This is a genomic window from Flavobacterium sp. SORGH_AS_0622 (assembly GCF_030818825.1).
Lineage (GTDB): Bacteria > Bacteroidota > Bacteroidia > Flavobacteriales > Flavobacteriaceae > Flavobacterium.
In genome coordinates, this window is record NZ_JAUTAX010000001.1 from 649383 (window position 1) to 661414 (window position 12032).

A 12032-nucleotide genomic window follows, 5' to 3' on the forward strand; every position below is an offset into this window, starting at 1 on the left:
ACATGCAGAACGAGAAAATGTGGTATTATCGTATAGTGAAGAATCAGAAAAGAGTTTAATTTCTTTTATCTTCTCCCCAGAGCAATTTATTTCTTAAGGTTTTTAAGAACGTTTCACCTGGAATTTCAACCATTTTTATTTTATAATCTGTTTTTTTTATTTTTAAAATTGATTCATTTTTCACTGAAGAAATTCTCGAATCTAAAGAAACCAAATATTGGTCTTCTCTTCCTGTTACCCGCAGTGTGATTTCTGTGTCATCTGGAATAACAAGTGGTCTGGCAGTTAAATTATGAGGCGCAATAGGTGTAATTACCAAGCTTTTTACATCTGGTGTTAAGATGGGGCCGCCACAGCTTAAAGAATATCCAGTAGAGCCGGTAGGAGTAGAGATGATTAATCCATCTGCCCAATAAGAATTTAAATATTCGTTATTCAAATAAGTTTCAACAGTTATCATCGAAGTAGTATCTTTTCTACTCACTGTAACTTCATTCATTGCAAAATTAAGTTCTTCGAAGGCATCATTCTTTGGCTCAGAAGTTAATCCTAATAGAGTTCTTTCAGAAGTGGTGTAATTTTGATCAATAACAAACTGTAACAAACTATCAATATTTTCTTTTTGAACTTTAGCAAGAAATCCTAATCTTCCTGCATTTATACCTAACAAAGGAACGCCTGAATTTCGAACAAAAGCAGCTGCTCTCAAAATTGTTCCATCGCCTCCAATACTAATCAGCATTTCAAAACTATTATCTAAAGCAGTGCTTGGCGAAAAAGTTTTATATTCTTTTTTTATCAGCTGCTTTTCATAAAGCATTTTCAGAAAATTTTCTTCAATTACCATTTCAACATTGTTGGAATTGAAAAAAGAGAAAATGTCTTTTATAATAGGTTCAGTACTATTTTGATAATATTGTCCGTAAATGGCTATTTTCATTCGAGTTAAATTAGGTAATTTGTCAATGTGTCAATCAGATAATTTGCAGCTGTGAAAATTATCTAATTAACTAATTTTCTCATTGCCACATTAATAATTTATATATTAAGGTATTTGTCTAAATAATCAGAACGTTCTTTCAAGCTATTAATATAGGTGTCTTCCTGATGTTCTGAAATAATCTCATAGCCATATCTTCTATAGGTCTGAATAATTTCATTTATCGCTCCTAAACCAATTTTTACTGTAATTTGAACATTTTCCAGATCAGCTTCAGATACAAAAGAACCTAAAACCTTACCATTATTGCTTTCTACAATCTGCATTACTTCGCTCATAGAATAGTCTAAAAGACCTTTTTGAACAATAATAATCGCTCCTGGCTCTTTTAAAAATGGAGTTTCCTGAAAAAACTTCATTATATCTTCCATTTCATAATAACCTATATAAGCATTATTTTCATCAAGAATTGGAAGAATATTGGTATGGTTTTTAGCAAAAACTTCCAGAACATCTAGCCAGATCATCGATTTTCTGGCAAAAAAACGTTCTAAAGTATATTTGTAGTCAATTGCTTTTTTATCGGTGTCAAATGTTTCTACATCCTCAGAAGAGATGCTTCCAATAAAAACCCCATCTTCTAAAATGGGAAAATGAGAAAAATTTACATCGATAAAAAAGTCCTGGATCGAAGCTATCGTTTCCTGACTATCAATCGCTCTGAAATCATTTGTGATATAGTTTGTAATTTCTGTCATAAATCATTGAAGATATTTGATGCAAAATAATCAAAAAATACCGAAAACTGCTGCGTTTTACTTTGTATTTTTGTCGTAACAAATATAGTGTTACTAGAATTAATTATCTATTTATATGACAAAGTTAAGTGTAAATATCAATAAAATTGCAACGCTTCGAAATGCAAGAGGCGGAAATGTTCCTGATTTATTAAAAGTAGCTGTCGATATTCAGCGATTTGGAGGGCAGGGAATCACGATTCATCCACGTCCAGATGAGCGTCATATTCGTTATCAGGATGCACGCGATTTGAAAGCAATTGTTACTACAGAATATAATATTGAAGGAAATCCACAGCATAATTTCATTGATTTGGTTTTAGAATGCAAACCCGATCAAGTAACATTGGTTCCAGATGCAATTGGAGCAATTACTTCTTCCGCAGGTTGGGACACGATTAAAAACCAAGAATATTTAACAGAAGTTATTCAGGAATTTCAGAGAAACGGAATTAGAACTTCGATTTTTGTTGATCCAGTTTTAGAAATTATCGAAGGAGCAAAAAAAACCGGAACGGACAGGATTGAATTATATACAGAAGCATTCGCACATCAATATGATTTGGGAAATAAAAACGGAATTGATCCTTATGTAAAAGCTGCAGAATTGGCAAACGAATTAGGTTTAGGAATTAACGCTGGACACGATTTAAGTTTGGATAACATTCAGTTTTTCAAACAAAATATTCCAGGTTTATTAGAAGTTTCTATTGGTCACGCCTTAATTTCTGAGTCACTTTATCTTGGTTTGGATAATGTTGTGAATATGTATTTGAATAAATTGAAATAAGAATTAAAATTAAACAATTGTAACCTGATGTAATTGGGTTATAATTGTTTATTTTCGCACTTTTCTTATTAAAATTACGTGTCGAAATCTGTCATTCTCTTTTTTTTATTCTGTTTTTCTAACATTTTTGCGCAGTCAAATGTAAGAATAACAGGAAATATAACATCTTCTAATAACCAAAAGCTCGCCGGAGCAAATATCTCTCTCGAGATAAATAAGAAACTGGTTTCTACTGTTTCAGATACTTTGGGTAATTTTTCAGAAATTATTCCAGCTGGGAATTTGATCATCAGGATTAATCATTTAGATTTTATACCCAGAACGATTTATTGCGAAGTTCTAAAGGACACCATGTTGTCAATTGTTTTAGAAAAAGATATTTCTCAATTAAAAGAAGTAATTATTTCCAATGATAAAAAAAGCGGAATTAAAACTTTATCAGGTGGTAAGCTTTCATTTAATCTAAAAGATTTATCTTCAGTTCCAACCGTTTTAGGAACTACAGATATTATAAAACTTTTGCAGCTAATGCCTGGCGTACAAAATTCTGGAGACGCAAACGGGTATTTGTATGTGCGAGGAGGCGACCCAGGGCATAATGCAATTTTATATAATGAAGCTCCAATTTATGGAATGTCTCATTTGTTGGGGATTTTTCCTTTTTATAATACAGATCATATTAAAGATGTAGAATTTGATAAATCAAGTTCAAATCCGAAATATGGAGGACGATTAAGTTCGACAACACTTTTGAGTACTAATAGAAAAATACCGTCCGAATTTTCAATTCAAGGAAATGTAGGAGTTTTGGCTTCGCAATTAACATTGGCAGCTCCTCTTGGCGATAAAACTGGATTCTATATTTCTGGAAGAAAAACTTACATCGACGAAGTTGTTGGGCCAATATTGAAATCTGGTCCAAAAAATAAAGATGTCCAAAATATGAAATATGGTTTTTCTGATGCGAATTTTACTTTTTTATCTCAAATTTCTAAAAAAAATCTATTTTCATTTGATGCTTTTTTTAGTGGAGACGAATTGAAAATCAAAGACAAAAATCTCGCACTTCGAACTAGTATGAAATGGAGTAATTTTACAGTGTCGCCATCGTTAACCACGATTTTTTCTTCAAAAGTAAACATGTCTAATTCGGTTTATTTTAGTCAGTATTCTAATGATTTAAGCATGGAGCAGGCGACCATTCAATTTGATGTTTCATCTTATGTTAAAGATTTTGGATATATAAATGCAGTACGATTTTCTATTGGAAACATTCCATTTGAATCAGGATTGCAATACGTTTATCACAATTTACAACCTCAAAAAGTAAATGTCGAAAATCTGACAACTTTAGACAATTACTCCCAAAAGACAATAAATGCTAATGAAGCTGCAATTTTTGTAGGTGCCAAACCTAAGTTGTTTGAAAACGTAACGGCCGATTTAGGACTTCGAATTAATTATTATATTTCGGGTCCTAATTCTTATTTGCATTTTCAGCCAAGAGCTGTATTGAATTATTATCCAAACGAGAAATATTCGTTTTATGCTTCTTATAACAGGCAATATCAGTATTTAAGTTTAATAACAACTTCAAGTGTTGGTATTCCAACTGATTTTTGGATTGCAAGTTCTGATGGGATAAAACCGCAATCTTCCAATGAATTTGCTATCGGTTCCAATCAAAATATTACCAGAAATTTTTCTTCTTCTTTTGGCGGATTTTATCGTTCGATGAAAAATCTGCTCGAGTACCCATACGGAATAACTCAGTTTAATGAAATTACAACACTCAAAAATGATTTGTATGTGGGCGAAGGAAAAGCCTACGGATTTGAAATGATGTTGAAAAAAAGCAACGGAAAATTTACTGGCTGGCTGAGCTACACATTGAGTTGGTCTGATCGAAATTTTGATGAATTGAATGACGGAAAGACATATTTTGCAAAATATGACAGACGCCACAACCTTTCTATAGTTGGAATGTATGATTTAAATTCGAAATGGAATTTTGGTGTAACTCAAATATTTGGTTCAGGAAATCGATTTACAATGCCCACTTCTTGGTATTTCATTAATAACAATCCTGTAAAAGAATATTCAGGATACAATAATGCACAAATGCCAAATTATTTGAGAACTGATATTGCTGCAAATTATTATTTTATAAAAACTTCCAAAAAAGAAAGTGCTTTAAATTTTTCTATTTATAACACCTTTAATATTGAGAATCCTATTTATGTTGTTTTAGATGTAGAAGTAAATGAAAATAAAGATAAGGTTGTGGTAAAGCAGGAAAAGAAAGTTTTGTATCGAATTCTTCCTTCCATTAGTTGGAGATTTAAATTTTAAAATATGAAAAAGTATTTGTTTATTCTTTTTTCGTTATTAATTATTAGTTGTTCTAATGATAATTTCAATGAACAAAAAAATCTGGAATCAAAGATAGTTGTTGAAGGCTGGATTGAAGAAGGCGATTTTGCAAATGTTTTATTATCGAGTAGTATTCCGGTTACAGATGTTATTGATTCTACGAATGTTTTAAATCACGTTATTAGATCGGCAAAAATTACAGTTTCTGACGGTCAGAATTCAGAAGTTTTAAGGGTAAAAAATGATAAAAACAGAATTCCCCCTTTTGTATATTTTGGTTCAACATTAAAAGGAGAGGCTGGAAAAGAATATTCTATTAAAATTGAATATTTAAATCGTATTGTTGAAGCTGTAACGTCAATTCCTAAATCGGTAGCATTAAAAAGTGCAGAATATATAAAGAAGAATGCGGCAGATACTACTGGGTATATTTTTGTCAAATTTGATGATCCTGTAACTGAGAAAAATTATTATCAAATTGCTACAAAAATTGATGGAGAAGAACCTATTTTTGTGCCTTCATTTTATGGTAATCTAGATGATAAAAATTTAGAAAGTTCTTCTGTTTCAGTACAAATAAATAGAGGAGTTATATTGTTTCCTAAAACAAAATTCACGCCTTATTTTGCAGATGGAGATTTGATTCATGTAAAATTACGAACTCAAACAAAAGAATCATTAGATTTCTGGAATAGCTGGCAGAACGAAATCGTAAACAGCAAAAATCCTATTTATCCATCAAATACAAGTTTGAAATCAAATATAAAGGGTGGAATTGGTATTTGGGCAGGATATGGTCAAAGCACTATTATTGTCAAAACACCTCCAAAAAAATAAAGCCGATTTGAAATATTCAAATCGGCTTTAAGTAAAATTTTAAAAGCTATTATTTTTCAAAAGCTTTAATAAAGTCTTCAAATTTAGTTTCAAATTTCTCAAATCCTTCAGAGAAATAAGCGCTCATTTCAACCTCAGTATTGTCACTAAATTTTAAATAAATTACTTCTTCTAGGTATGGCTGAGAAAATAACTCTCCGTTGCTGTTCCATGTATTCCAGTATTTATTTTGAGCGTCCCAAACAGGTAAATTAAATGTGTATTCGCCATCTTTTTCTGAGTGCTTAACAAGGTCTGCAATTTTAGTTCCGTCCTTTTTAGAAACCAAAATTAATTTCATGTTTTTGTTGAAATTTGCAACTTCACCCTCAGAGATTTTTTTCTCATATGCATTCAAAGCAGTATAATATGCCTTGTAATCATTTTTTGGATTATCGTAGTCAAGATATGCAGGACGAGTATTGTTTTTATATAAAGCTTCTTTATCAGCAGCTTCAGCAGCTAAATCCATATCTGCAATAATAACAAAGTTATCCATTAATTTAAACAATCCATTTGCTTTTCCTCTATATTGGATAAGTTCTTGATTGTCTAATAATTTGTCAATTTCAGAATTGCTTCCGCCATTAAAATCAATTAAAGTTTTTCCGTTATAAGTAAGAGATGCTTTTGCAGTATTTGCAGTATTTTTTGTGCTGCTCATTTCCCAAGAATAGCCATCATTTAAAGTCATCTTATAAGCAAATTCATTTGGAATTTCTTTACCATTAGAATATTTTGCAGTTTGAGTAAAAGTAGCTGCTTGTGCATTGTCAATCGTTAAAATTGCATCTGCAGAAGTTGGTAAAAAGATCCAGTCATTTACTTCTACATCTGTCTGCCAATTGTAACTGTCATCGATTTTAACTTTTACATCTGAAGCAACGCCTTTTGAAGAAAGTGAAGCGTTGTTAGTAGTTTGAGATTTTTTAGCAGGAAAAACAAATTTTAATTCAGTTGTTGAAACTGTTTTTGTCCAAGTTTTTTCAGTATTATTCCATGTGTAAACACCATAAACACCTGCAGTATTGATTATATCTTCAATTTCATTACCATTTTTACCATTAAAAATATCAACAGAACTAAGGTCTAATAATCTAGAAAGATTTTCTAAAGCTTCAATTGCTCCTGAAGTTTTTGACTTATCTAATTGAACAAGCATTTCATTAGCTTCAGCTTCTAACTTTGTTTTTTGTTGACCAGGAGTAAGGCTTGAATAAGGTTGTTTTAATAAAGCAGCAACTTGTTCTTCTAAAGTTAGCTCTGTTTCTGGTTTAGTTTCGTCAGTGTTATCATCGCTAGAGCATGAGACCATAAGCTGAGAAGCAACTAATGATAATAAAAAGAATTTTTTAATCATGATTTGTGTTAAATTATAAGAATTAATCGGTTAAATTTTCAAGTGCGCAAGATAGTTTCTTTATTTGAAAGAACTTTACGGGAATCCGTAAAATTGTAAACTTTTTTCTGTTAATTTTTTTGTAGCGAAAATCTGTACAGAATATATTCTCTTTCAGTTTAATAGATAACTTTTCTTAAGTTTGCAATACATTAAAAAACAAAAAAGAATGCTTTACTCAAAAATAGAAGGCGAAGGAAAACCATTTATTATCATGCACGGGTTTCTGGGAATGTCTGATAATTGGAAAACTTTGGCGGGACAATATGTAGAAGCTGGATTTCAAGTTCATATTTTGGATTTAAGAAACCACGGACGCAGTTTTCATTCAGATGAATGGAGTTACGACGCAATGGTTCAAGATGTACATGAATATTGTCAAGCCAATAATTTAAGCAGAATTGATATTCTCGGACATTCAATGGGTGGGAAGGTAGCGATGCTTTTTGCGACTATACATCCCGAAATTGTAGACAAATTAATTGTAGCAGATATAGGTCCGAAATTTTATAAACAGCATCATCAGGATATTTTAGCAGGACTAAATGCAATAGATTTTTCTGTAAAACCTAGTCGAAATGATGTTGAAGAAACTTTATCAGAATATGTTACTGATTTGGGAACAAGACAGTTTCTACTAAAAAATTTATATTGGAAAGAACCTGGACAATTGGCTTTCCGATTTAATTTGGAAGCCTTTAATAATAACCTAGATGCAATTGGAAAACCACTTCCAGATAATTTGGTTTTTGATAAACCGACATTGTTTATTCGCGGAGGAAATTCGGGTTATATTCAAGATACTGATATGGATTCGATTCGTTTGCATTTTCCAAATTTAAAATTAGAAACTATTCCAAACGCAGGACATTGGCTTCATGCTGAAAATCCGAAAATGTTTTTTGAACTGACAACGGAGTTCTTGAAAGAGTAAATTTTTTAGATTTTTTGTTTTCAGTTAAATATGTAAATAGTTATCACACTGCCTTAATTAAAAAATAAGAATTAACTTACACTTAAACATTAAAATTCATAAATTTGCTTTATGGATTTTAATGTTTATAATTAATGGATTTTAATTTTTATAGTTTATTTGATGAAAATGGTTTGGGGTTAATTTATTTATACTCCTCTCCATTCTTAGCACTTTTGATATTTGTCGAAATGTTTTTTAGTCATTTTGGCAAAAAAAACTTGTATTCTAAGAATGACATTTTTGTAAATGTCACATTTGCGGTGCTAAATTTTGCATTAGATTTTATAATGAAATCATTTGCTTTTGGGGTTATGTTTTTCTTTTTCGAACACCGCATTTTTTCTTGGAATACACAAATATGGTATTATTGGGTTGCAGTTTTTTTATTACAAGATTTCGCTTATTATGTATTGCATGTTGTAGATCATAAATCACGTTTTTTTTGGTCTGTACATATTACGCATCACAGTTCTGAATATTATAATATTTCTACAGGATTCAGATCGCCTGTTTTTCAGCCGCTTTACCGCTATTTGTATTTTTCCCCTTTGGCTTTTTTAGGTTTTGATCCCTGGCATATTATGGCGGCTTATGCATTGTTTCAAGTTTATGGAACTTTGGTACATACACAAAGCGTAAAAAGTATGGGCATTCTAGAATGGATTTTAGTTACGCCATCACATCACCGTGTGCATCATGCCAGAAATATCAAATATTTAGACAAAAATATGGGAATGGCTTTGATAATTTGGGATAGAATGTTTGGAACTTTTCAGAAAGAAGAATCAGAAATTCCTGTGAAATTCGGTATCTATCCAAGGCCAAAAGATGATAGTGCTTTTGAAATGTTGTTTTACGAATGGAAGAAAATGTGGAAAGATGTTAAACAACCTAACATTGGCTGGCAGAATAGATTAAAGTATGTGTTTTTTGCTCCTGGTTGGAAACCAGACGGACAAGGAAAAACAGTAAAAGATTATCAGAGAGAATACGAGTCAAAGCAAAATAATATCCTACAGTAATCTGAAATCTTCAAGCTAAAGAAACCATTTTTGAATAATATATGGTTAGTAAAAAATCATTACTTTTATTAAAATTTTAAAAGAAAAAAACTATGAAATTATTACTTAGACTCCTTGTTACTGCTGCCTTAGTTTTATTGTTGTCTAATCTTTTGACTGGCGTACACGTTGCAAGTTTTGGGACAGCTGTAATTGTTGCAGTAGTCTTGGGATTACTGAATGTTTTTATAAAACCAATTTTAGTCATTTTGACTTTACCTGTTACATTTGTGACTTTAGGTTTGTTTTTGCTGGTAATCAATGCTATAATTATTTTGTTATGCACTAATATTGTTGGCGGTTTTGCAGTCGATTCCTTCTGGACAGCATTGATTTTTAGTGTTATTTTGTCTATTCTGCAATCTATTACCTATAAAATATTAGGAGACGATAAATAAAAACAAATCGAGCAGATTAAAACTGCTTCAAATACAATAGATTAAAAACTTGGTTGGGTTGCAAAAATTTTATAATTTTGCGACCCAATTTTATTATGTAAATTAAAGAAGAAGATGGATATTAAAAGAGTAGCAATAGACGCTGTTAACGAGACAATTGTAATGAACGTGGTTCATATGGATTATAAAGGTCAAGTGGCAAAAAGAATCAACGAAAAATTGCCTTTGGCGCAAGTAAAAGGATTTAGAAAAGGACAAGTTCCTAAAGATCTTGTTGAAAAACAATACGGAAAAGGTATTAAACAAGAAGAAGTTAAAAAAGTAGTTGATTTAGCTTTAGAGCGTTATATTCAATCTGAAAGATTAAATCTTTTAGGAACTCCTCTTCCAAAAGTAAACGAAAACCTTGACTGGGATGCTGAAGAATTAACTTTTGAATTCGAAATTGGTTTAGTGCCTAACTTCGAAATTGATTTAGAAGCTAAAAATAATATCGTAAAATATATTGTTACTGCTGACGATAAATTAATCGACGGACAAGTAGAGCGTATCCAAAAACAATTTGGAAAAGCAATTCCTCAAGATAAAGTTGAAGCTGATTCAGATTTAACTGGAACTTTCACAAACGAAGAAAAAGGAATCAACAATACAACTACAATTTCTGTATCTACTTTCAACAAAGAGGCTGGAGATAAATTCATCGGTAAAAAAGTTGGAGATGTTGTTACAGTAAGCACAAAAGGTTTATTTGAAGACGATCACCAATTAATGGATTACTTAAAAGTATCTCATGATGATGTTCACGGTTTAGATATCGAAGTAAACTTTACAATCGAAGCTATCAACGGATCAGAATTGGCAGAATTAAACCAAGAATTATTTGATAAACTTTTTGGTGAAGGAAAAGTAGCTTCTTTAGAAGATTTAAAAGCTAAAATTAAAGAAGATGCTGAAGCTCAATTCGCGCAGCAAGCAGATCAAAAATTATTGTTAGACGTTCAAGATTTCTTGATCGAAAACACAAAATTTGATTTACCAGCAGAATTCCTTAAAAAATGGTTGCAAACTGTTGGAGAGAAAAAACTTTCTGCAGAAGAGGCAGAAGTTGAATACGCAAGATCTGAAAAAGGTTTACGTTTCCAATTAATCGAAGGAAAAGCAATGGCTCAAAGTAATATCCAAATTACATTTGAAGATTTGAAAGAGTTTACATCAAACGCAATCAGACAACAAATGGCTCAATTTGGACAAACTAACCCAACTGAAGAAGAAGTTCAAGGAATCGTGGCTAGAGTTTTATCTAACCAAGAAGAAGTGAAAAGACTTTCTGAGCAAGTTGTAGCTGCTAAATTGTTAGATTTATTCAAAGAGAAAGCAAATCCAACAACAAAAGAAGTTACTTACGAAGAATTTATTGCTGCTTCTTACGGAGAATAATTTCTGAAAAATAATTATATTTGAGCGTCAAGAGATTTTTCTTTTGACGCTTTTTTTGTTTCGGCTGTATGTGATATTCCAGATTTTAAAAAAAACTTAGTCCCGAAGCTTCGGGATAGCATCTCATACCATTTGAAACTTAAAAAAAGAAGACATAATGACATTCTTTATAAAAGGGTATGACCTTTGCAGGGAATAAAAATGTATACACCAAATAAACGTAAAACTTAGAACAAAATACATATGAACTACGGTAAAGAATTCAAAAAATTTGCTACAAAGCACCAAGGAGTAAATGCAATGTATTACGATAAAATCGTTGCGGCGATGACTCCAACTAATATGACTCCATATATTATTGAAGAACGTCAGTTGAATGTTTCTCAATTAGATGTATTTTCAAGATTAATGATGGACAGAATTATTTTTTTAGGAACTGGTATCGATGACCAGATTGCTAACATTGTTCAGGCTCAATTATTATTTTTAGAAAGTGCCGATGCTTCAAAAGATATTCAAATTTACTTAAACTCTCCTGGAGGAAGTGTTTATGCAGGTCTTGGAATCTATGACACAATGCAGTACATTAAACCAGATGTAGCTACAATTTGTACAGGAATGGCAGCTTCTATGGGAGCAGTTTTATTATGTGCAGGAGCTGCAGGAAAACGTTCGGCTCTGCCACATTCACGCGTTATGATTCACCAGCCGTCTGGAGGAGCACAAGGTGTTGCGACAGATATGGAAATCAACTTACGTGAGATGTTGAAATTAAAAGATGAATTATATCATATTATTTCACAACATTCAGGACAAACTTTTGATAAAGTGCATAAAGACAGTGAGCGTGATTACTGGATGAAAGCTGACGAAGCAAAAGAGTACGGAATGATTGATGAAGTTTTGAGAAGAGGATAAAACTTAGTTTCAAGTTTCTGGTTTCAAGCTGCTATGGTTAACTTGAAACTTGAAACAAAATAAAACT

The 12032-nt window shown here is 31.6% G+C and carries 11 protein-coding genes; 8 read left to right on the forward strand and 3 right to left on the reverse strand.

Annotated elements, in window-relative coordinates; genetic code table 11:
- Positions 1–55: 55 nt before the first annotated feature.
- On the reverse strand, positions 56–940 hold the full coding sequence (locus QE431_RS02785) for an NAD kinase (RefSeq protein ID WP_057117384.1): 885 nt from the start codon (positions 938–940) through the stop codon (positions 56–58).
- Positions 941–1038: 98 nt separating this feature from the next.
- A complete protein-coding gene (locus QE431_RS02790) occupies positions 1039–1698 on the reverse strand; it encodes a CBS domain-containing protein (RefSeq protein ID WP_057117382.1) in 660 nt (219 codons plus the stop codon).
- A 115-nt stretch (positions 1699–1813) separates the two neighbouring features.
- Here QE431_RS02790 and QE431_RS02795 point away from each other — a divergent pair, with 115 nt between their 5' ends.
- The 3 genes from QE431_RS02795 to QE431_RS02805 all read left to right on the forward strand — a co-directional run bounded on the left by QE431_RS02795 (position 1814) and on the right by QE431_RS02805 (position 5737).
- Entirely contained in the window at positions 1814–2527 is a 714-nt protein-coding gene (locus QE431_RS02795) for a pyridoxine 5'-phosphate synthase (protein ID WP_307292325.1), read from the forward strand.
- Between the two features lie 78 nt (positions 2528–2605).
- The gene (locus QE431_RS02800) at positions 2606–4879 is read left to right on the forward strand and encodes a TonB-dependent receptor domain-containing protein (protein WP_307292328.1); all 2274 of its coding nucleotides are present in this window, start codon (positions 2606–2608) and stop codon (positions 4877–4879) included.
- 3 nt (positions 4880–4882) lie between these two features.
- Positions 4883–5737, forward strand: a complete 855-nt coding sequence (locus tag QE431_RS02805; RefSeq protein WP_307292331.1) for a DUF4249 domain-containing protein — start codon at positions 4883–4885, stop codon at positions 5735–5737.
- A 49-nt stretch (positions 5738–5786) separates the two neighbouring features.
- Here QE431_RS02805 and QE431_RS02810 read toward each other — a convergent pair whose 3' ends face one another.
- Positions 5787–7136: a hypothetical protein gene (locus QE431_RS02810; RefSeq protein WP_307292334.1), complete on the reverse strand. Its 1350-nt coding sequence runs from the start codon at positions 7134–7136 to the stop codon at positions 5787–5789.
- 208 nt (positions 7137–7344) lie between these two features.
- Here QE431_RS02810 and QE431_RS02815 point away from each other — a divergent pair, with 208 nt between their 5' ends.
- The 5 genes from QE431_RS02815 (at position 7345) to clpP (ending at position 11965) form a co-directional block, all read left to right on the forward strand.
- Entirely contained in the window at positions 7345–8109 is a 765-nt protein-coding gene (locus tag QE431_RS02815; RefSeq protein WP_307292335.1) for an alpha/beta fold hydrolase, read from the forward strand.
- 134 nt (positions 8110–8243) lie between these two features.
- Complete coding sequence (locus QE431_RS02820) at positions 8244–9173, forward strand: sterol desaturase family protein (protein WP_307292338.1); 930 nt, start codon at positions 8244–8246, stop codon at positions 9171–9173.
- A 92-nt stretch (positions 9174–9265) separates the two neighbouring features.
- Positions 9266–9610 carry a phage holin family protein gene (locus tag QE431_RS02825; protein ID WP_057117373.1) on the forward strand — a complete coding sequence of 115 codons (345 nt, stop codon included), beginning with the start codon at positions 9266–9268 and terminating at the stop codon, positions 9608–9610.
- 114 nt (positions 9611–9724) lie between these two features.
- The gene (locus QE431_RS02830) at positions 9725–11047 is read left to right on the forward strand and encodes a trigger factor (protein ID WP_057117371.1); all 1323 of its coding nucleotides are present in this window, start codon (positions 9725–9727) and stop codon (positions 11045–11047) included.
- Positions 11048–11290: 243 nt separating this feature from the next.
- Complete coding sequence (gene clpP, locus QE431_RS02835; RefSeq protein ID WP_057117369.1) at positions 11291–11965, forward strand: ATP-dependent Clp endopeptidase proteolytic subunit ClpP; 675 nt, start codon at positions 11291–11293, stop codon at positions 11963–11965.
- Positions 11966–12032 lie beyond the last annotated feature (67 nt).

Bases quoted from the DNA above. Each gene is read 5' to 3' on its own strand.
- QE431_RS02790 (WP_057117382.1), bottom strand. From the start codon at position 1,698: ATGACAGAAATTACAAACTATATCACAAATGATTTCAGAGCGATTGAT.
- QE431_RS02810 (WP_307292334.1), bottom strand. From the start codon at position 7,136: ATGATTAAAAAATTCTTTTTATTATCATTAGTTGCTTCTCAGCTTATG.
- clpP (WP_057117369.1), top strand. From the start codon at position 11,291: ATGAACTACGGTAAAGAATTCAAAAAATTTGCTACAAAGCACCAAGGA.
- QE431_RS02815 (WP_307292335.1), top strand. From the start codon at position 7,345: ATGCTTTACTCAAAAATAGAAGGCGAAGGAAAACCATTTATTATCATG.
- QE431_RS02825 (WP_057117373.1), top strand. From the start codon at position 9,266: ATGAAATTATTACTTAGACTCCTTGTTACTGCTGCCTTAGTTTTATTG.
- QE431_RS02785 (WP_057117384.1), bottom strand. From the start codon at position 940: ATGAAAATAGCCATTTACGGACAATATTATCAAAATAGTACTGAACCT.
- QE431_RS02820 (WP_307292338.1), top strand. From the start codon at position 8,244: ATGGATTTTAATTTTTATAGTTTATTTGATGAAAATGGTTTGGGGTTA.
- QE431_RS02805 (WP_307292331.1), top strand. From the start codon at position 4,883: ATGAAAAAGTATTTGTTTATTCTTTTTTCGTTATTAATTATTAGTTGT.
- QE431_RS02830 (WP_057117371.1), top strand. From the start codon at position 9,725: ATGGATATTAAAAGAGTAGCAATAGACGCTGTTAACGAGACAATTGTA.
- QE431_RS02795 (WP_307292325.1), top strand. From the start codon at position 1,814: ATGACAAAGTTAAGTGTAAATATCAATAAAATTGCAACGCTTCGAAAT.